Source organism: Virgisporangium aurantiacum (assembly GCF_016863635.1).
GTDB lineage: Bacteria > Actinomycetota > Actinomycetes > Mycobacteriales > Micromonosporaceae > Virgisporangium > Virgisporangium aurantiacum.
In genome coordinates this window covers 1-19,895 of sequence record NZ_BOPG01000036.1, presented here as the reverse complement: position 1 = coordinate 19,895, position 19,895 = coordinate 1, and the positions used below count along the sequence as shown (strand labels likewise).

Annotated in this window: 19 protein-coding genes, 1 tRNA gene and 1 pseudogene; 10 read left to right on the top strand and 11 right to left on the bottom strand. The window is 71.3% G+C overall.

The features are described 5' to 3' along the window. Positions 1-22 precede the first annotated feature (22 nt). Positions 23-3,160, top strand: coding sequence for a S8 family peptidase (locus Vau01_RS29615; protein WP_203999221.1), 3,138 nt, complete (start codon positions 23-25; stop codon positions 3,158-3,160). A gap of 49 nt (positions 3,161-3,209) precedes the next feature. On the opposite strand, the gene Vau01_RS29610 is transcribed toward Vau01_RS29615, so the two are convergent. Both Vau01_RS29610 and Vau01_RS29605 read right to left on the bottom strand, forming a co-directional pair. After that, positions 3,210-4,433: a CU044_5270 family protein gene (locus Vau01_RS29610; RefSeq protein ID WP_203999219.1), complete on the bottom strand. Its 1,224-nt coding sequence runs from the start codon at positions 4,431-4,433 to the stop codon at positions 3,210-3,212. Continuing rightward, positions 4,430-4,996, bottom strand: coding sequence for an RNA polymerase sigma factor (locus Vau01_RS29605; RefSeq protein WP_203999217.1), 567 nt, complete (start codon positions 4,994-4,996; stop codon positions 4,430-4,432). Before Vau01_RS29605 ends, Vau01_RS29610 begins: the two co-directional genes overlap by 4 nt. A 230-nt stretch (positions 4,997-5,226) precedes the next feature. Between Vau01_RS29605 and Vau01_RS29600 the strand changes: the two genes are divergently transcribed. Further along, the gene (locus Vau01_RS29600; RefSeq protein WP_203999215.1) at positions 5,227-5,433 is read left to right on the top strand and encodes a DUF7489 domain-containing protein; all 207 of its coding nucleotides are present in this window, start codon (positions 5,227-5,229) and stop codon (positions 5,431-5,433) included. A 15-nt stretch (positions 5,434-5,448) separates the two neighbouring features. After that, positions 5,449-6,135, top strand: a complete 687-nt coding sequence (locus Vau01_RS29595) for a hypothetical protein (RefSeq protein WP_203999213.1) — start codon at positions 5,449-5,451, stop codon at positions 6,133-6,135. 91 nt (positions 6,136-6,226) lie between these two features. On the opposite strand, the gene Vau01_RS29590 is transcribed toward Vau01_RS29595, so the two are convergent. The 3 genes from Vau01_RS29590 to Vau01_RS29580 form a co-directional block, all read right to left on the bottom strand. Further along, entirely contained in the window at positions 6,227-6,565 is a 339-nt protein-coding gene (locus tag Vau01_RS29590) for a 2-thiouracil desulfurase family protein (RefSeq protein ID WP_203999211.1), read from the bottom strand. A 143-nt stretch (positions 6,566-6,708) separates the two neighbouring features. Next, positions 6,709-7,389 (bottom strand): hypothetical protein, encoded by a 681-nt coding sequence (locus Vau01_RS29585; RefSeq protein WP_203999209.1) that lies wholly within the window; start codon positions 7,387-7,389, stop codon positions 6,709-6,711. A gap of 115 nt (positions 7,390-7,504) precedes the next feature. Then, positions 7,505-8,425, bottom strand: coding sequence for an NAD-dependent epimerase/dehydratase family protein (locus Vau01_RS29580; protein WP_203999207.1), 921 nt, complete (start codon positions 8,423-8,425; stop codon positions 7,505-7,507). 69 nt (positions 8,426-8,494) lie between these two features. On the opposite strand from Vau01_RS29580, the gene Vau01_RS29575 reads away from it, so the two are divergent. Further along, positions 8,495-9,088, top strand: coding sequence for a TetR/AcrR family transcriptional regulator (locus Vau01_RS29575; RefSeq protein ID WP_203999202.1), 594 nt, complete (start codon positions 8,495-8,497; stop codon positions 9,086-9,088). A 204-nt stretch (positions 9,089-9,292) separates the two neighbouring features. Here Vau01_RS29575 and Vau01_RS29570 read toward each other — a convergent pair whose 3' ends face one another. Next, complete coding sequence (locus tag Vau01_RS29570) at positions 9,293-9,751, bottom strand: MarR family winged helix-turn-helix transcriptional regulator (RefSeq protein WP_203999199.1); 459 nt, start codon at positions 9,749-9,751, stop codon at positions 9,293-9,295. Between the two features lie 107 nt (positions 9,752-9,858). Between Vau01_RS29570 and Vau01_RS29565 the strand changes: the two genes are divergently transcribed. Then, positions 9,859-10,359, top strand: a complete 501-nt coding sequence (locus Vau01_RS29565; RefSeq protein ID WP_239151956.1) for a MarR family winged helix-turn-helix transcriptional regulator — start codon at positions 9,859-9,861, stop codon at positions 10,357-10,359. Positions 10,360-10,369: 10 nt separating this feature from the next. On the opposite strand, the gene fxsT is transcribed toward Vau01_RS29565, so the two are convergent. Continuing rightward, a complete protein-coding gene (gene fxsT, locus Vau01_RS29560) occupies positions 10,370-13,273 on the bottom strand; it encodes an FxSxx-COOH system tetratricopeptide repeat protein (RefSeq protein ID WP_203999195.1) in 2,904 nt (967 codons plus the stop codon). 74 nt (positions 13,274-13,347) lie between these two features. On the opposite strand from fxsT, the gene Vau01_RS29555 reads away from it, so the two are divergent. Beyond that, positions 13,348-14,202 carry a DUF4253 domain-containing protein gene (locus tag Vau01_RS29555; protein ID WP_203999194.1) on the top strand — a complete coding sequence of 285 codons (855 nt, stop codon included), beginning with the start codon at positions 13,348-13,350 and terminating at the stop codon, positions 14,200-14,202. A gap of 13 nt (positions 14,203-14,215) precedes the next feature. Here Vau01_RS29555 and Vau01_RS29550 read toward each other — a convergent pair whose 3' ends face one another. From Vau01_RS29550 to wrbA, 3 genes are read right to left on the bottom strand one after another with little or no spacing between them, the layout of a single operon-like run. Continuing rightward, positions 14,216-15,175 (bottom strand): hypothetical protein, encoded by a 960-nt coding sequence (locus tag Vau01_RS29550; RefSeq protein ID WP_203999192.1) that lies wholly within the window; start codon positions 15,173-15,175, stop codon positions 14,216-14,218. A 50-nt stretch (positions 15,176-15,225) separates the two neighbouring features. Next, positions 15,226-16,563: an MFS transporter gene (locus Vau01_RS29545; RefSeq protein WP_203999190.1), complete on the bottom strand. Its 1,338-nt coding sequence runs from the start codon at positions 16,561-16,563 to the stop codon at positions 15,226-15,228. Further along, positions 16,560-17,183, bottom strand: a complete 624-nt coding sequence (wrbA, locus tag Vau01_RS29540) for an NAD(P)H:quinone oxidoreductase (protein ID WP_203999188.1) — start codon at positions 17,181-17,183, stop codon at positions 16,560-16,562. The genes Vau01_RS29545 and wrbA overlap by 4 nt, the downstream gene beginning before the upstream one ends. A 74-nt stretch (positions 17,184-17,257) precedes the next feature. Here wrbA and Vau01_RS29535 point away from each other — a divergent pair, with 74 nt between their 5' ends. The 4 genes from Vau01_RS29535 to Vau01_RS29520 all read left to right on the top strand — a co-directional run bounded on the left by Vau01_RS29535 (position 17,258) and on the right by Vau01_RS29520 (position 19,320). Then, entirely contained in the window at positions 17,258-17,722 is a 465-nt protein-coding gene (locus tag Vau01_RS29535; RefSeq protein WP_203999186.1) for a MarR family winged helix-turn-helix transcriptional regulator, read from the top strand. Positions 17,723-17,877: 155 nt separating this feature from the next. Further along, positions 17,878-18,087 (top strand): hypothetical protein, encoded by a 210-nt coding sequence (locus Vau01_RS29530; RefSeq protein ID WP_203999184.1) that lies wholly within the window; start codon positions 17,878-17,880, stop codon positions 18,085-18,087. Positions 18,088-18,188: 101 nt separating this feature from the next. Further along, a tRNA-Pro gene (locus Vau01_RS29525) sits at positions 18,189-18,262 on the top strand. A 665-nt stretch (positions 18,263-18,927) separates the two neighbouring features. Beyond that, the gene (locus Vau01_RS29520; RefSeq protein WP_203999182.1) at positions 18,928-19,320 is read left to right on the top strand and encodes a contact-dependent growth inhibition system immunity protein; all 393 of its coding nucleotides are present in this window, start codon (positions 18,928-18,930) and stop codon (positions 19,318-19,320) included. 257 nt (positions 19,321-19,577) lie between these two features. Here the strand turns inward: Vau01_RS29520 and Vau01_RS29515 are convergent. Beyond that, positions 19,578-19,895 (bottom strand): annotated as a pseudogene (locus Vau01_RS29515) (hypothetical protein); the annotation flags it as partial.

Here is a 19,895-nt window from a genome sequence, read left to right as displayed (position 1 = left end):
GGCGGGCAAGGAGGCCTGTGTCGTGACCACCCTCGAAAACTCGACGCCGACAGCTGGCGGGAGAAGTCGACCCGGCGGCCGGAAGCGTCTCGTCCGGCTGGCCGCGGTCGGGCTGCTGATCCCCGCGCTCGCGGTGTTCGGCAACACAACCGGAGCGGGCGCGGCGCCCGCGACCAAGGCCCCGTTCACGAAGGCGCCGGCCGGGCTGAAGATCACGAATCTTCCGCTGGGCGTGAAGAACAAGCCGGTGACGGTCGTCGTCGAGCTCGCCGGCGACCCGGTCGCGGTCGCCGACGCGAACGCCGCGACGCCCCTGACCCAGGACCAGAAGCGCCAGCACCAGGACCGGTTGCGCCAGGAACAGGCGCCGGTCGCGCAGCACGCGCGCAATCTCGGCGGCACCGTGCTGGGCACGTACCAGCACGCCTACAACGGCATCAAGGTGCGCATCCCGGCCGGTAAGGCGCCCGAGCTGGCCAGTGCCGCCAACGTCGTCGCGGTGCACCCGGTGCAGACCATGAAGCGCGACAACGTGCGCGGCGTCCCGCTGATCGGCGCGCCGGCGGCCTGGAACGGCGCGGGCAACGTCCGCGGCGAGGGCATCAAGGTCGCCATCATCGACACCGGCATCGACTGGACGCACGCGGACTTCGGCGGACCCGGCACCCCGGCGGCCTACGCCGCGGCGCACGCGGCCGAGGCCGCGCCAGCCGACCCGAGGTACTTCGGCCCGAACGCGCCGAAGGTGAAGGGCGGCATCGACCTGGTCGGCGACAGCTACAACGCCGACCCGAACAGCCCGGCGTACCAGCCCGTACCGCACCCGGACCCGAACCCGTTGGACTGCAACGGCCACGGCACGCACGTCGCCGGCACCGCGGCGGGCTTCGGCGTCACCTCGGACGGCCGGACGTTCACCGGCCCGTACAACGCCGACACCGTGTCGTCGCGCTCCTGGAACGTCGGCCCGGGCGTGGCGCCCAAGGCCGACCTGTACGGCATCCGCGTGTTCGGCTGCGAGGGCTCGACCGACGTCACCGTCGACGCCATCGAGTGGGCCGTCGCGAACGACATGGACGTCATCAACATGTCGCTCGGCTCGCCGTTCGGTTCGAAGACCGAGCCGTCCGCGGTGGCGGCCGACAACGCGGCCAAGGACGGCGTCATCGTCGTCGCGTCCGCCGGCAACGAGGGCCCGAACCCGTACATGGTCGGTTCCCCGTCGACGGGCACCAACGTGATCAGCGTCGCCGCGAACGACCCGACCCAGAGCTTCCCCGGCGCGACCCTGACGCTGAGCACGGGAGCGACGATCCAGGCGATCAACGCCAACGGCGCACCGCTGCCCAGCGGCCCACTGCCGATCGAGGTGTTGCGCAACAGCGCGGGCGGGATCTCGCTCGGCTGTGATCCGGCCGAGTACACGGCGGCCGGCGTCGCCGGCAAGCTCGTCGTCGTCCAGCGCGGCACGTGTGCCCGCGTGGCGCGGGCCATCTACGGCCAGCAGGCCGGCGCGGCCGCGGTGCTGATGGTGAACTCGACCGACGACTTCCCGCCGTTCGAGGGTCCGATCACGGCCAACCCGGACACCGGTGAGCCGTTCACCGTGACGATCCCGTTCCTGGGCGTGCCGTCGAGTTCCGGCCCCGCGCTGGTGGCGGCCGACGGCGGCACCGCGACGCTCGCCAGCCTGACCCTGCCGAACCCGGGCTACCTCGCGCCCGCCAGCTTCTCCTCGGGCGGTCCGCGGTCCGGTGACAGCTGGCTCAAGCCCGACGTCACCGCGCCCGGCGTCAGCATCTTCTCGGCCGGCGTCGGCACCGGGAACAACTTCGCCGTCATCTCGGGTACGTCGATGGCCGCTCCGCACACCGCCGGCATGGCGGCGCTGGTCCGGCAGGCGCACCCCGGTTGGCGGCGCGTGCAGTACTGGAAGGCGGCCATCGTCAACACCGCCGACCCGGGGAAGGTCACCGGGTACAGCACGCGCATCGCGGGCTCTGGCCTGATCCAGGCACCGCCGGCCGTCACCACCGAGGTCGTCGCGCTCGGCGACGTGGGTACCGCCTCGGTCAACTTCGGCTTCGCCGAACTCGACCGGGACTTCAAGCAGTCGAAGGTCATCGTGCTGCGGAACTTCGGCAACACCCCGGCGACGTTCAACGCGTCGGTCGGCACCAAGGCCGGCAGCCCGCACAGCACGAAGTTGAGCCGCACCCGGGTCACCGTGCCGGCGCGCGGTGAGACCAGGATCGACCTGTCGCTGTCGGTGACGGCGTCCACCGCGGGCACCTCCGCGGAGTTCGCCGACGTGGCCGGTCTTGTCACGTTCACGCCGGCGAACGGCAACAACCACGGCGTCGCGCTGCGGGTGCCGTACTACATGGTGCCGCAGGCGGTCTCCAACATCGAAACGAAGATCGACACCAATGCGCTGCGCCGCAACGGCTCGGCGGTCGCGACGGTCACCAACCGGCGCGGCGTCGTGCCGGGTGCCGCGGACTGGTACGCCTGGGGTCTGTACGACTCGCGCGACCGTGGGCTGGGCTCCAACGACATGCGGGCCGTCGGCGCGCAGACCTTCCCGGGTGACGGCGTGATGGCGTTCGCGATCAGCACCACCCGTCGATGGTCGAATGCCAGCACCAACGAGTTCGACGTGTACGTCGACGTCAACGGTGACGGCGTCGACGACTACGTCGTGGTGGGTGTCGACCTCGGGCTGCTGACGGCCGGCGAGGCCAACGGCGAGATGGCCGTGGCGGTGTTCGACCTGCGCACCGGCGACGGCACGATCGAGTTCCTCGCCGACGCGCCGACCGACAGCAGCACGCTGGTGCTGCCGGTGCTGTTCGAGCAGCTGTGCGCGGCCGGCTCGCCGTGCCTGTCCGCGGCGAACCCGCGCCTGAAGTACCACGCGGTGAGCTTCGGGCAGACCGACAACACCACCGACACGATCGAGGGCGTGGCGTCGTTCAACGCGTTCACGCCGGCGATCAGCACGGGCATGTTCGACGTGGTCGCGCCCAACGCGTCCGCGTCGGAGACCGTGACGATCAACGCGGCCGAGTTCGCGCTGACCCCGCCGCTGGGTCTGATGATCGTCAGCCACGACAACCGCAGCGCGGACGAGGCGCAACTGATCCCCGTCCGACGCTGATTCCAACGCAGAACCGGAGCCCCCGCCGTCCGGCGGGGGCTCCGCTGTATTACGAGCCCTGGGCGCCGACGGCGGCGACCACCTGGGTCTTCACGTACAGCACGGAGCGCACCACCGTGCCGGGCGCGGCCCCGGTCCACTGCGGATCGGTGGACCCGACCTCCCGCGTCACGAGCACCTGCCGGTTGGCCAGCAGCGTGGCCTTCTCCGCGTCGAAGAACAGCTCGTACCGCAGGTGCCCGGTCGTGATGCTGACCGTTGTCGCGGGCCGGCCCGCGTCGTCGGTCCGCGTGCCGTCGAGGTGGACGCCGCGCAGGCCGGCGAGCACCGTGAACAGGGCCGAGCGCAGCTTCGGCGGCGCGATGGGCGACGCCAGCAGCGCGGCGGTCGCCTGGAAGATCTCGGCCTCCACGTTGCACGACGCGGTGTCGGTCGGGCACCACCGGATCGCGCCCGGACTGTTGTCGCCCACCTGAACCTCCAGCCAGTCCCGCAGGCGACCCGGGTTGGTCGGCAGCGTCCGCAGCAGGTCGAGCTCGCGCCGCAGGCCGGCGCCGCGCGCGGTCACCGCACCGGTGCGCACGAGATGGTCGTCGAGGAGCAGTTGCCAGACCTCCAGCGTGCCGGGGTCGTCGGTGAAGCTCGGCAGGTCGTAGAGGCGCGGGCTGCCGGCCGCGATCCACGCTTCGCGGTCGGACGGGGCGACGACCGTCTTCGCCGCCTCCTGGTCGTACCGCTGCCGGTCGGGCAGGGCGAGCCAGATCCGGTTGGTGAACCGTTGCTGGACGAGGAACGAACGGCCGACCGGGTCGACGGGCGTGTCGATGTGGACCGTCTCGAACCGGGTCTCGGTGTACCAGACCGTTCCGTCCGCGACGCGCGGGGCGGTCGCGGCCGCGGCGGCCGTCGCGGCCCGGTCGAGGACGGCCGCGGCCGCCGGTTCCGCTCCGGGGGGACCGTCGGGCAGCAGCCCGGCGACGATCCCGGTGCCGATGACGGCGCCGGCGACGGCCACGGCGGCAACCTGCGTGAGCCGACGCGCGAGCGGTCGGCGGGTCGGCAGGCGCCGCGTCAGGCGGTCCAGTTCGCCATCGGCGACCGGTGGGACGCCGGACGTATCGCGCGCCACCGCCGCCAGCGCCCGCCACGACGCGAGGTCGGCGTCGCAGCGCGCGCAGTCACGGACGTGGTCGCCGACCCGCCGGTGGTCCGGCGCTGCCAGTTGCCCCAGGGCGTACTCGTCGAGCAGGTCGATCGGGTGGCCGGTACTCATCGCGTCACCTCATGGTTTGCTTCCGTGATCAGTTGGGCCAGGTCCCGACGGGCCCGGTGCAGACGGCTCTTCACCGTCCCGACGGGCACGCCGAGCACCTCGGCGATCTCCGGCTGGGACAGCTCGGCCACGAAGGCGAGCGCGATGATCTCGCGGTGGTGCTCGGGCAGGCGCTCGATCGCCGCCGCCAGTTGGGCACGGGTCACGGCGGCGAGGCTCAGCGCCTCCGGCCCGTCGGCGTCCGAGGCCACCTCGTCGAGGCCGGTGTTGTCGGCCAGCGGCAACGGCCGGCGGCGGCGCCGGTTCAGCGCGTGATGGCGGACGACGCCGTACAGCCAGCTCCGCACCGTCGAGCGCCCTTCGAACCGCGCGGCGCGCCCCCACACGGTCACCAGAGCGTCCAGTACCACCTCCTCGGCCGCGTGCCAGTCGCCGATCAGGCGGTGCGACAGGGCCAGCAGCCCTGTCCGGTGACGCAGGTAGAGCTGCCCGAGGGCGTCGGCGTCGCGACGCTGCGCAACGCGCCACAACAGCTGCTCATCGGTCTGCACGGCAGTGGTCATACACGATGGCTCCTCCCAACGGACGCCGCAGGACGCCCCGGATGTCACCTGTGATGTGTGCCGGATGCCACCGCCGGTTCCCGTCTGCCGCCTGCGACTTCCGAGCGAGCCGGCCCCGGACCTGATCCAAAAGTCGGAGCGGCAGGACCCGTCTCGAGCCGGAGGTGCCCGGCCCCCCGGATTTCTATCGTGGAGGCATAGGAATTCCGCACAATTCGGGGGAGAAATCAATGACCAAGCACGAGGACGCCTGGAGCGGGACCGTCGTCAAGAAGTCCCGCGCACTGCTCGACGGCTCCAACCTCTACCGGCGCCTCACGATCCGGCTCGACGACGGAACGAAGATCGAGGTCAAGGTCGATCGGGACCTGTGGAAATCGGTCGAGGTGGGCGAGCGCCTGGTGAAACAGGAAGGCGCCAAGCCGCGCCGCGGCTGACGACAGGAAATTGCCGTGACCCAGACCACGATCCGCCGCTACACCGGCATGTTCGGCCTCATCGCGAGCCTGTGCACCGTTGTGCAGGTACCGCTCTATTTCGTCTACGAGACGCCACCGGACTGGAACATCCTCACCCGGAGCCTCATCGGCATCATCGCCTGCATCTTCTACATCGTCTATTTCATCGGGCTCCGCCAGCTCATCCGCCACGCCGACCCGGGCTACGACTGGATCGCCGGCACGGTCCAGACGGCGGGTCTGCTCTGGGTGGTCATGGTGTTCGTTCCGCAGTCGATGGAGGTGGGTGCGGCCATCTCGGTGGACCACGACATCGACACGACCACCGACGGTCCGTTCGCCGCGGCCCAGTACCTCATGCAGGGCGGCATCGCCCGGCTGCTCATGGCACTTTTCCTGATCGCGCTCGGCATCGCCGTGTCGAAGCTCGGGGTGCTCCCCCGGTGGGTGGGGCGCTCCGCGTACGTGCTCGCCGTCATCAACCTGGCGTTCGTGCCGGCCGTCTACTTCGGCGACGACGCGGCCAACTTCTACAGCGCGCAAGGGTGGGGCACCACCGCCAGCATGGGTGCCCTGTGGAGCTGGTGGACCCTCGCGGTGAGCATCAGCCTCCTGCGCAACGCCCGTCGCGTCGCGGCTCCGGCCCGGCCCGCACCGGCGACCCACGCTCCGGCGCGGTAAGCGGATGACCGGGGAGGACCGGCATCCCCCGGCCGTCCTCCCCTTCCCCGCCGGGCGGTGCCGGTGATGGAGCGATCGGGGTGCAACCCGCTCACGGCGCCGCCGAACCGCTCTGTCGTTCCCGCTCCGCCAGGACGGCCGCTGCCCTGACCAGATCGTGGTGAGCAAACACGGGGATACCCCGACGGCGCAACGCCTCGGCCGCGACGCCGCGCCCAGGAACGGTGACGCCGGCATCGGCCGCGCTGCCACCGACAATCTCGGCCGGCGGACGCGGCACCGGGAATCCGACGGCCAGTTCCGGACACAGCGACACCAGACGCCCCTCCGCGGACCACCGACGCCAGATCGGAGAGCTGACCGGTACACCGGTCTCGTTGAACCGGATCGGTGCGCCACCCAGGCAGCCGCTGACCAGAACCTTCAACACGACATCAGCGTAATGCGCTCGCAGGCGTGAGCCGCTGGTCGGCACCCAGCGATACCTCGTCCAGATGGAAGCGCGACGCGGATAGCGGTGCGGCCTCCGCCCGGCGGGCGGAGGCCGCGATTCACACAACCGCTATCGGACGCTCAGCAGCCGGGCAGCGACACCCCGCCGAACTGCGAACGGCGGAACAGGTTCCGGCCACCCGGTGTCCGGTCGACGGCGTCGATCCACTGGGTCGACGAGCCGTCGTTGCCCATGTACCTGTCGTGGTTGAAGAACGAGATCTCGACCCAGGTTCCGTCCAGGGCGCACACGTGCCAGGTGTCGTACACGGTGGGATCGGTGCCATCGGCACGAACGGCGTAGTCCGTGGCGTAGGTCGTCACGTACTGCTTGGAGGCGTTGGAATAGAACGTCCAGACGTCGTTGGAGATCCGGCAGAAGATGAACTGCTGGTAGCCGTTCCCCGATCCGGTGGCCTTGAGCCAGTACGGCCAGTACGCCGTCGCCTCGACGTCGTGGTTCAGTTCCCCGTGCGCCAGCGTCCGCCAGCCGCCCAGGCAGCTCATGGCGGTGACGCCGCCACCCGACGCCGCGGCCCGGCCCGACGCGGCGGACTTGTCCGGCACGCCGCCCGTCACCGTCGCGGCCGGATCCGCGGAATAGGTGACCGGCACCATCCGGTCTCCGACCGGCAGCGTCGCCGGCAGGTCCGCGCCGGCACCCACCGGCCCGGCAGCCGCCGGCGCCACCGGCATCAGCACCGCGGTCACCGCCAGCACCGCCGCGCCGAAGCTCGCGGTCGCCATTCTCCTGATCGACATGCGCTCCCCCTCTGTATCGACCGAACCCGATGGACCAAGGCTCGGCGAGGAGGCCCGGTAGTTGCCAGGCATTACCGCGGCATTTTGAATTCCGGTGCGCTGCGCGGGTTCGCGGTCACGCCGCCCGGCGGAACCATTCGACGGTCGCGGCCACGGCGTCGGCGGTCGGCGTGACCCGGACCGGTCCGAACGCGTCGCGGAACGCCGTGTCGTCGACGACCCAGGCGCGGTCGCGCTGGTACCAGGTCTCGCCCAGCTCGCGCACCACCGGGTTGAACAATCCGATCAGACGCTGCATCCCGCGCCCGAGGCCGGCGGTCTTCGGAGTGCCACCGGCCGCGGCCCGCACCCGCGCCAGGAACTCGCGTCCGGTGACCGGCGGATCGACGGGCAGGTGCCACGCGCGCCCGTCGGCCTCCGGGCGCTCGCCGAGGGTCACCAGACCGGCGGCGACGTCGGGCAGGTAGGAGACCGTGTGCGGCTGGTCGAGGTCGCCCATCCAGCGTGCCGTCTTCCCGGCCACGGCGGCGGCGAAGACCGGCGGCCCGAGGACGGTGTTCATGCCGCCCGGCCCGTAGTAGTCGGAGGCGCGGCCCAGGGTCGCGCGCACCCGGCCGTCGCGGTGCGCGGCGAGGATCAACTCGGCGACCGTCGCGCGGGCCCGGCCCTTCGGGGCCGTCGCCGCGTACGGAAGGTCTTCCGTCATCGGCCGGTCTACGGGCCCGTACATGTAGAGGTTGTCGGCCATCACGAGCCGCGCGCCGGCCGCCTCGACGCCGGTGAGCATCGTCCGCGTCAGGTCGGGGAACTCGGCGGCCCAGCGGCCGTAGGCCGGTTGCGCGCACTGGTAGACGACCGCCGCGCCGGCGCAGGCCGCCTTGGCGCCGTCGGTGGTGGTGATGTCGGCGCGGAGGCCGTGCGGGCCGGACGCACCCCGGCTGACGGCGCGGACACGATGACCGCGTGCGGTCAGTTCGGCGACGACGGCCGTGCCGATCGCGCCGGTGGCGCCCAGTACGACGTGCAGATCCGACATGGTGACGTCTCCTCGTCCCCGAAGTTTTGTGACGCTGTTATATAACCACGTTACGATATGGTTGGCAACATGGCGAGGCCACGGAAACGCGACTACACCGAGCTCCGGCTCGACCTCATCGACGTCGGTGGGCGTCTCCTCGCGGAGGAGGGTCCGTCGGCGCTGAGCACCCGGCGCGTCGCGCAGCTCACCGACGTGTCGACCACCGCCGTCTACAGCCTCTTCGGTGACAAGGCCGGCCTGATCCGGGAGATGTTCCTGGCCGGGTTCGAGCGCCTCGCCGAGTCCTTCGCCGCCGTCCCGCACACCGCCGATCCGGTGGCCGACCTGCTGGAGCTGGGCCGCGCCTACCGGGCCAACGCACGCGCGAACCCGCACCTCTACGAGCTCATGTTCGGCCGTCCCATACCGGAGTTCGAACCCGACGCCGACACCCGCGCACGCATTCAGGGGACGTTCGACTCGCTCACCGCCGCCGTCGCGCGCTGCATCGACGACGGCGCGTTCGCACCCGCGGAGCCGTACCACGTCGCCGTCCAACTCAACGCGACCGCGCACGGCCTGAGCAGCCTCGAACTCCGCGGCGCGCTGGGCGACCCGGCGGAGGCCGACGCCCACTGGGAACGCACGTTCGCGTCGCTGGTCCGCGGGCTCGTGGCGTGACCGGCTGACGGCTTTACGGGGTCAGCTCTCCCGGGTCCACGCGGGCGTGATCCGCTTTCGGTGGTCGTGTGCTGGGTGCGCTGCCCCTCGACGTCACCCCGTCGCATGAAATCGACGACCGGGTCGATGCCGCGGGGAATGCACCGTCACGTCGTGGGTGAAGACGGTGTCGACGTCCGGCATGGTCTTCTCCCTCGTTCCGGTTCAGGCGGCGGCCAGCACCGCGTGGGCGCGGTCCAGAACGGTGCGCAGGACGCGGGTCGCGGCGGCCAGGTCCTCGGCCGGCAGGTCTCCCCACAGGCCCTGGGTGATCGGTCCGATCGCGGTGCGGACCCGCGTCCAGCGCGCGTGTCCCTCTTCGGTGACCTCGACGCGGTCGTTGCCGCCGTCACCGTCACCGTCGCCGGCGCGCAGGAACCCCGCGGCGGTCAGCTCGGCGATGCGGTCGGCCACCGATGCCCGGCTGAACTGGGTGGCACCGGCGACCCGGCGGACGAGCTCGGCCCGGTCGACGGCACCGCCACCGACCACGGTCAGCGTGAGGGTCACCCACTGCGGTTCGGTGATGCCGGTCCCGGCGAGCTGCCGGTCGAGGATCGCGTTGAGCGCCTTCTCGGTCTGGCCGATGAGCGCGGTGCCGAATGGCTGGTCTGCGGTCGTCACGACGACCTCCCATCTGTTTCCCGAAGAAACGTTTATCATCCGAACGTTTCTGACGAGAACGAACGTATATCGTTAGTCCGACTAACGCAATCGGTATGATCAGCGTCATGACCAGCAGGGCCGAAGCCGCGCACATGCCCGACGACGGCGAGATCAGGACGCCGGACAGGCTGCGCGGGCGGGCCAGTCGCCTGCTGGCACACGTCTCCGCGCAGTCGGACCGGCTGATGACCGAGGGACTGGCCAGAGCCGACGCCCACCGGTGGCACTACGCCGTGCTCGCCTCGTTGCAGGAGTTCGGCCCCGGCAGCCAGGCGACGCTGAGCCGGCGCACCGGCATCTACCGCAGCGACATGGTCGGCATCCTCAACGAACTGTCGGAACGCGGCTTCGTCGAGCGGACCCCGGACCCCGACGACCGCCGCCGCAACGTCATCACGATCACCGCTCGCGGCGGCCGCCAGTTACGCCGCCTCGACAAGCTCCTGGACGACCTCCACGAGGAGCTGCTGACCCCCCTGCTCCCCGCGGAACGCGAGCAGTTCGTGCGCCTGCTCACCCGTCTCCACGACCACCACACCCGGCCGGCACCCCCGCCGATCGCCTGACCCCGGGGGTCTATCCACGCGGTGGCGGAAAGCGGGGCTCGCCGAGCGTCTCGGTCTCGATCCGGTACTCGTCATAGTCGTACCGGGCCGGCCGCGACCGTTCCCGGGCGAGCCTGCCGGCGGTGGCCCGGGTGTGCGGGTGGTCGTCGCCGAGCACGCGCCGGAAGCCGACGAGGGTGTGTTCGTCCAACTCGCGCGCCGCTTCGAACTCGCGCAGCTGGAGCAGGTCCCGGGCGAGGTTGCTGGCCGCGCGCAGGGTGTCGGGGTGGTCGTCGCCGAGGACCCGCCGGAACCGGGCGAGGGTGTCCTCGTCGAGCCGGCGCGCCGCCTCGAATTCACGAAGCTGCAGCAGGTCCCGGGCGAGGTTGCAGGCCGAGCGCAGGGTTTCCGGATGGTCGTCGCCCAGCACGCGCCGGAACCGGGCGAGGGTGTCCTCGTCCAGCCGGCGCGCCGCCTCGAACTCGCCCAACAGTCGCAGGTCCCGGGCCAGCCTGTTGGCCGCGGCCAGGGTGTCCGGGTGGTCGTCGCCGAGCACCCGCCGGAAGCCGGCGAGGGTGTCCTCGTCGAGCTCGCGCGCCCGCTGGTACTCACGCAGCCGGCGCAGGTCCCGGGCGAGGCTGTTCGCCGACGCCAGCGTGTCGGTGTGGTCGGCGCCGAGCACCTGCCGGAAGCGGGCGAGGGTGGCCTCGTTCAACCGGTGCGCCGCCTCGAACTCGCCCAGCAACCGCAGGTCCCCCGCGAGCCGGCTGGCCGCGCGCAGGGTGTCGGGATGGTCGTCGCCGAGCACGCGCCGGAACCGGGCGTGGGTGTCCCGGTCGAGGTCGCAGGCCTGCCGGTACTCGCCCAGGGAACGCAGGTCGGCGGCGAGATAACCGGCCGCCGTCAGGGTGTCGCGGTGATCGTCACCGAGCACCCGCCGGAACCGGGCGTGGGTGTCCCGGTCCAGTTGGCAGGCCTGCCGGTACTCACCCAGCAGACGCAGGTCGGCGGCGAGATAACCGGCCGCGGTCAGCGTGTCGGCGTGGTCGTCACCGAGCACCCGCCGGAACAGGGTGAGGGCGTCCTCGTCCAATCGACGCGCCTGCTCGTACTCACCCACCTCCCGGAAATTGAAGGCGAGGCGGTTGGCCGACACCAGGGTGTCGGGGTGGTCCGCGCCGAGCCGGGCGCGGCAGATCGCATGGGACCGTTGGGACAGCGCGAGCCCGGCGCGGGGCTGCCCCTGGCTCTGCAGGTAGGTGGCGGCGGTGCCGAGCAACCAGGACACCTCCTCGAGGACCGCGTCGAGTTGCCGTTCGGGGTCCGTGGCGGCCCGCACGTGGGGAAGCAGTTGCCGCCAGGTCGGCCACACCGCGGCGTCGCCCCACGGGTTCGCCGGCGCCGCGTCGTACAACAGCCGCACCGCGAGGTCCTGCCAGCCGTCACCGAGCTCCGTGCGGGCCCGCAGGAGCGCGGCCGGAATCCGGTGCACCTGCACGCTGTCCGGAGTGGTGCGGGCCATGCCGCGGCGGCGCAGGATCGCACCGAGCTCGGGGAGATCGAGGGGATCCGCGGCGGCGTCCGCCAGCGGCTGCGGCAGCCGGTCGGCGTGCCCGGAGACGACGGTGAGCGGTACGGGTTCCGGGGCCAGCCAGGCGACCACGGTCAGCAGTTGCAGCGCGGCCGGGTGGTCCGCCGCCAGCCGGTCGAACGCCACCGCCCACGACGCCGCGACCGACACCGGGTAGCTCCCCGCCGTGCCACGGCCGAGGGTCCGGTCCGCCGACGCGGCCAGCAGGCCGAGGTAGGTGTCCGCGGACAGGCCCGTGTCCGCCAGCAGGGCCGCCGCCTGGTCCACCGCCAGCGGCAGGTCCCCCACCGCGTCGGCGATCCGGTCGGCGTCGACGGCGTCCAGCCCGGGTGACCGGGACGTCAGCAGCCCGACGGATTCCGCCCGGGTGAACACGTCCACGTCGACCGGCACCGCGAAACCGGACCAGTCCGGACTCCGCGAGGTGATCAGCACGTGACCGTCGCCGCCGGGCAGGAACCGGGTCAGCGCCTGCGGGTCCTCGGCATTGTCGAACACCAGCAGCCACCGCTCGCGGTCCCGGAGCGTGCCCAGCAGCCGGCCGATCGCGATGTCGGCGCCGTCGGTGGCGCCGGCCAGGTCGAGGGCGCGGGCCAGTTGGGCCAACCGATCCGGGATCAGCGCCGCGTCCTCGGTCGGCACCCACCAGGCGACGTCGTAGTCGTCGCCGTACCGGTGGGCGTACTCGATCGCCGCGGTGGTCTTGCCGACCCCGCCCATGCCGTGCACCGCGACCCGCCGCCGCGAGAGCAGCCCCGTCCGCACGTCGGCGAGCAGATCCTCCCGGCCGGTCACGGTGATCGAGCGGGCGGGGATGTTCCACACCTTGGCGACGGACAGGCCCGCCGCTCGCGGGTGGGGCAGCGTGGTCAGCGCCTGCAGCAGGGCCGTCTCCAGCTCGGCCGCGCTGGCGACGGTGGCGACGACCAGATCGTTCCCGTCCCGGAGCCGGGACCGGAACGCCGCCTGGCGAGGACCGTGCGCGAGGTCGACGAACAGACCTGCCGGACCCACCACGTCCTCGCTGAGCAGGAACACCAGTCGCGGCATGTCGGCCTCGGTCGCGGCGGCGAACTCCAGCTCCGTGTACGACAGCTCGGGCCGGTCCCGTACCGGGGTGCCGTACCGGAACCCGGCAATCAACACGTACACGTCGGCCGCGTTCACCGCGTCACGGCACACCCGTGCCGGGCTCTGGTCGCGGGCGGCGAAGTACGCCATGTCGGTCACCGCGTCGCCCGCCCGGGCGACCGCCGCTTCCGCCGCGTTCACGAACGACCGACCGTCCGGATACCGGCGCAACTCGGCGCTGTGACTCAGAAACACCCGCCGAGGCACCGCCATGCATCGAGCTTCCCATCCGGCGCCGAACCAATGAAAGGCACAGTGGACCGCGACCGGCTGGGATACTCGGCGACGTGATCACGGATCCCGGTGAGGTCGCGGCGGTTCTGGACGGCACCGGTCTGGCCGGGCTGCCCGTCACCCACGGGCTGGACGGCACGCTCGTCGTGTCCGGCATCGACCCGGCCGGTCTGCTCGACGCGTGGCGGGCGGCGCACGCGCTGGTTCCGCTGACCGGCCGTTGGCCCGTCCTGATCGCGACGGACCCCGACGACGACGCGCTGCTGGACCCGGACCCCGAGCCGGACCCGATCCACCCGCCCGCCGACGAGCTGGCGGACCTGGACCGGGCCGCCCGGACGACCGATCCGTGGCCGTTCTTCGAGAAGGGGCCGCCCCAGGTCTACACCGCCGACCGGGCCTGGTTCGTCGGGAGCGGTCACGGGGTGGACCTCACCGCCGAGTTGCGACGGCACGTCGCGTTCCCCGCGCCCGGGTCGGTGCTCCAGCGGTGGATGTTCGACCGGGTGAGCGCGGATCCGGAGCTCGTCGCCGAGGTACGGCGGCACACCCGGTACGCGGTGCGGACCGACTGCTGGTTCGTCCCGAAAGCGGTGGCGGTGCTGTTGCTGCCGACCGCGTCGCCGTGGCTGGCACCGGCCTGGGTCGAGTACCACCGGGCGCCCGGTCACGACCGCGAACTCGCCGCCGCGTTGTGGCAGTGGCACCACCGCTGGGACGCGCACCTCGTGGCCTGTTGGGACACCATGCTCCAGTTCGTGGTCCACCGCCCACCGGGCCCCGGCGAGGCCGCCTTCGAACTCGCCGGCCAGCTCCTCGACGTCGCGACGCACCTGGAATTGCACCAGTGGGAGCTGGCCACCGTCCTGCCCGAGGGCACCGCGTGGTTCCTCCACAGCCGTCCCTGATGGGCCGCCGCGATCAGTTGAGATTTCCCTCCATGCCGCTGTACACCTCGGTCGCCTCGCAGAAGCCGTACCCGAGGTGCTCCGCCAGGGCCAGCGCCTCGTCGATCTTCCGCAGTTCCAGCGCCCAGTCGGCCCGGCCCAGCTTCTCCTCGGCGCCGTGGAGGACGGCGTCGCGTCCACTGTGGAGGGTGGCGCGGACGGCCTGGATCCGCGCCGGCGGAACGTATCCACCGGCCATGTAGTTTCCGATGATGGTGCCCTCGCTGGTCCACGACACCTGCGGGAACTCGGCGCTGAGCGGGCCGAGGAGATCGTCGGGCGCCTCGAAGCCGGTGGCCGGCAGCCCGCCCGCGTCGAGCAGGTAGGTCGGCCAGGTCTTGCCGCGCGACATCCAGCCCGGCACGAGGTCCGACACGAAGTTCAGGAGCATGTACACGGTCTCCTGCCCCAGGATGTCGACCGGCTTGAGCTCCTTGCTGCCCCAGCTCATCGTGGTCTCGCCGGCACGCAGCGCGGCGACCGCCGCCCGCAGGATCTTCGGACGCCAGTTGAACGATCGCGTGAGGCCGGCGTCGTCGGGCAGGTGGCCGCCGCTGTCGGGTTCCACGGACGCGACGAGGGCGGGATCGAGCCGGGCCACCATCTCGCGGGCCAGGTCGTCGACGCCGTCGAGCGGCGTGTTCAGGTAGCGGACCGCGCCCTCGGCGACCTGTGCGGGATCGTCGGCGACGATGAAGAACGGCCGGCCCCACACGTGGAGCATTCCCTCGAACGTGTCGATCCCGTTGTTCCGGGCGGCCCGCATGGCGCCGAGCGCCCAGCTCTTGGCCCGGAACCGGACCCGGCGGAGTTGCACCGCGCGCTGCACCAGGTCGTCGATGGCGTCGTCGTCGCCGTGTCCGGTGATGTACGGCAGGACACGGTCGTGGATGAGCGCGATGTCGACCGGATGGAAACTCGTGTCATAACCCACGGGCGGGGACCATACCGGTTGATCCCGAATCGCGCGCGCTCCGTCGGGAATCAACGCACCTCCATGGCATGACGTGCGACACCCCGCGGCAGGAGCAGGCTCGCCGCGGCGATGGCCGCACCGGTCGCGGACGCGATGAGGAAGACGGTCCGGTAGTCATCGGTGCCGGCCGCGCCGCCGGCCGCGACCGAGAGCGCCGCGAGGCCGATCGACCCGCCGACCTGGCTCGCGGTGTTGGCCAGGCCGCCGACGGTCCCCGCGTCACCCTCGCCGACGCCGGCGGTCGCCGCGGCCATCAGGCTCGGGAACACCAACCCGATGCCGGTCGCGACGATCAGCGTCGGCGCGAGAATGCCTGTCACGTAACCGCTGCCGGTTCCGTGGGCCGAGCCGGCGAGCCAGCCGAACCCGACCACGAAACAGGCGCAGCCGGCCGGCACGAGCGTCCGCGCGCCGGTTCGCGGCAGCAACGCGGCGGCCGACCGCGCGACCACCACGAACATCACCGCCGCGGGCGTCTGCGCGAGACCGGTGCGCAGCGCGCTGTAGCCGTAAGCGTTCTGCAGGAACAACGATGTGAAGTACCACATCGCGATCGCGATCCCGCCGAACAGCAGAAGCATGCCGTTGCCGACGGCCACGCCCCGGATCCGGAACAACCGCAGGGGAATCATCGGTCCGGTCACCCGCGCCTCCACCGCGACGAACACGGCGAGCAGCAGCAGACCCGCACCGGTCACCGGCCAGTCGTGGTGCATCACCCCGTAGACCAGTGCGGCCAGCCCCGCCGTCCCCGTGACCGCGCCGACGAGGTCGAGCGGTTCCCGCCGGCCGGCCCACGCACGCGTGAGCGACCGCGCGGCCACGATCGTCAGCACCGCGCCGATCGGCACGTTGATGAGGAAGATCCAGCGCCACGACAGTCCCGTGGTCAGCGCTCCGCCCGCGATCGCGCCGGCCATGCCGCCGACGCCGCCCGCAGCCGACCATGCGCCGAACGCCCGGGCCCGCGCGTGCTCCGCCGTGAAATAGATATTGATGACGGCGAGAGTGGCCGGCGCCAGCAGGGCGGCACCCGCACCCTGTGCGAGGCGGGCCGCCACCAGGATCCCCGGCGCACCCGCCAGGCCGCCGGCGAGGCTCGACGCGGAGAAAACGAGGAGACCGGCGATCAGCGTCCGGCGGTGGCCGAACAGGTCGGCGGCGCGCCCGCCCAGCAGCATGAAGCCGGCGAACGTCAGAAGGTAGGCGTTCACCACCCAGGGCAGTCCGGCCGGCGCGAAACCGAGGTCGTCGCGGATCGCGGGAAGCGCCACGTTCACGATGGACGCGTCCAGAATCACCATGAACTGGCAGGCGCACGCCAGCGCCAGAACGGCCCGCTTCATCGCGTGCCCGCCAGCAACCGGCTCGCGATCCCGGCCAGCCGACGCCCCTGGTACCGCGCCGCGGCGAGCGCCGCGTCATCGCGAATCCCGCCGGTGGTCGAGGTACCGTACGGGTTGCCGCCCGCCGCGTACACGACCGGATCGGTGTATCCGGGCGGGACGATCAGCGCGCCCCAGTGGTAGAAAACGTTGCCCAGCGACAGAATCGTGGCTTCGCTGCCGCCGTGCCGGTTGTGCGCCGACGTGAACGCCGTCACGGGCTTGTCGGCGAGCCGCCCTTCCCGCCAAAGTTCGACGGACCCGTCGATAAACTGCTTGAGCTGCGCGGCCGGCGTCCCGAATCGCGTCGGCGTCCCGAACGCGAACGCGTCCGCCCAGGCAAGATCCTCAAGCGCGGCCGTCACCGGTTCTGCTGTCGCCTGAGTTGTCGTTGTTCGCGCGGCCGTTGCCGGCGCGGCGGTTGCCGGCTCGCCCGTTGCCGGCTCGGCGGTTGCCAGGTCGGCGACCCGGCGCAGGCGGACCTCCGCCCCGGCCGAGGCGGCGCCCGCGGCAACCGCCTCCGCGAGCGCCCGTACGGCGCCCGTCGCGCTGTAGAAGATGACGGCGACCTTCACGGTCATGTGCGTGGCTCCCCGGGTTAGAATTAGTTATGCGCATAATGTTATGCGCATAACTAATGTGTCAAGGAGCGCCCGTGGACTTCGCGCAAGCCGACGCCATCAACCAGGCCATTCGCCTGCTCAGCCTGCGTCACCGGGCCCGGGCCGCGGCCCTGCTGGCGCCGCTCGGCCTGCACCCCGGCCAGGAGGCGCTACTACTCGAACTGGCCCGCACCGGCCCGATGATCCAGGCCCAGCTCAGCGACGCCCTCGGCTGCGAGCCCCCCAGCGTCACGCTGATGACCCGCAAACTCGAGGCCAGCGGCCACATCCGCCGGGAACCGGCGCCGGGCGACAAGCGCGCCAGCGTGGTCGAGCTCACCGCGAGCGGAAAAGCTTTAGCGGACCGCGTGAAGGAGCTGTGGTGCGGGCTCGCCGACGAGACCGTGGCCGGCCTGCCCCCGGCGACCGTGGCCGAGCTTCCCGGTCTCCTCAACACGTTGACCGGAAACGTCGACCAGCGGCGCCCCGCCGGCGCCAAGTCGCGCCGGGGACGGTGATGGACGCACCGGACGCGTCGCCACCGCGCGTCGGACCGCTGGTGCTGCACGGATTCGGGCCGGCCAACCGTGCGGTGGGCGTCCCCTGAAATGCTTTCGCTCGCCCGAATTCCGGCCGCCGGCGCCGATGGTGGGCCTGGGCCTGCCAGTGCGAGATGAGCGACGGCCTCGCCGACGAGTCCGCGCTGATCTACGACGCCGACGGCGTCACCCTGACCACGCGCGGCGATCGCGGAACGCGGCGCTGGAACGCCAGGTTCCCGCCATACCAACGGTCATTCCCGAACCCGCGACGCCCGTCGGTGGCGGTGCCACGGCGGCGGAGCCTGCGCGGACCGACCGCCGCGCGGGGCATCCAGGTGTGATCCGGATGGGCATCCGCCCACTCGTTGCCGTGCCCGTCGGCGGGCGGGGAGGAAGTCGCGCGCGGGCCGGATGGGGCATGCGCTAGTCTGTAGCGGCTACACGGGACGTGGCGCAGTTTGGTAGCGCACTTGACTGGGGGTCAAGGGGTCGTCGGTTCGAATCCGGCCGTCCCGACTTTGTAGAAGGCCAGCTCAGCTGGCCTTTTCTGTTTATGGCGATCGATGCACTGATCGCGACCGGACACTTGATTTGCCCGTACGCGCGTACTGCTTGCGGAGCGGCGCTGCTCAAGGCCGGATTCTCGGGCTAACGACGGGTCGTTGTCGGCGCCGGGCGGCGGCGTGGCGGCCATCAGGGCTGGCGCCGGACGTCACCGTTGAGCTGTGATTATGCGACCTTCGATGAACGAGCGCGATCTCTCGAACGGCCCCTTGACTCGGTCCCCGGAAGATCATCCAGCGGCCGTCCACAGTGGATGATCACGACACATCAATGACACGTACGCCTGTACGGTGATCTTGTGTCTGTCGCGGGACTGATACCAGGCCGTGCCGGCTGGTCCTCGGCTGAAGGACCGCTGATCCACCTCGGCGAACGACCTCAGGGCCCGATCGTGATCGCCGCCGGAGCCGTTACCCCCGTTAGCTGATTCCCTGACGCGAGCGCCCATCAAGACTTCACAGCGGGTCAACCAGCCCTCGACCAATCGCCGCGACCCAGCAGCGATCGACAGGGCCATTGAACCGCCGTCTGCGCGCACGGACACCGGATCCGGATACGGGATCACGCGACGCGAAAGGCCTGCATCCCGGCGCCGGTCGGGCAGGTACGGTCAGTCGGTGACCACGATCCAGCAGATCGACGGAGTGGACTGGGGTGACCCGCCGCTCGACAGCTCGACTCTGGTTCGACGCTGTACGGCACTGCGACGTAAGTCTCTGGACCGCTTCACGGCTGAGGACCTACGGATCATGCTCGGGCAACGGGAAGCAGTGGCGGTCCTGCTACCGCTCGCCATCGACATGCTTGTGGACAATCCACTCGCCGAAGGCGACTTCTATCCTGGAGACCTGTTGATGACGGTCCTGAGGCTGCCGTCGTCCACGTGGATCCGCCTGCAGGAGGAACGGAAGCGTCTCACCGCGGCTGTCGCCACGGTCGACCTCGACCGGGCCGACCTGCCGCCGGAGGTACTCGACACTGTGGCGGTGGCGAAACAGAACCCCGTCTGATCGATGATCCCCTGTCGGAGACCATCTGCGCAGCGCTGCTCGCGGCAAAAGAGGTCGCCATGATCGGAATGGCGACTCCGCGGGACGGGTCTCACTCGATCTTGGCGAGAGGGGGTACGGGCCCGGCAGAGAGTTCTGCCGTGCGGGGTCCGGTAGTGAATCCGGTCCGCGCTCGTGTCGTCGCGGTGCGCGGTTAGCGACGCCGGGTTCCCGGGGGTGTCCGGTTCCGATGACGACGCCGTGCCTCGGTCATCTGATCATTCTCGTTCGGGCCAGGGGTAGCCGAGCCGCTCAGCGTCGTCGTGGGAGCCGCCGACGACGGCGGCGCGGGTCTTCGGGTCGGCGGTTTCGAGTTGTCTGGCAAGGCGATCGGCCTGGTCGGCGGCGGGTGTGTCGTCGATGGTGATGCTGTGTTCGAACTGGAGCCAGGGTTCGTCGTCGGTGGGCTCGGACCGCTGCGAGTAGATGAAAGAGAACCGCAGTCGGGTCGGATCGTCGGGCGATGCCCAGGCGAAGCCCGGGTGGCATTGCCACCGGGTCAACAGATCGGGCTCGGCGTCCAGCCGTTCCTGGAG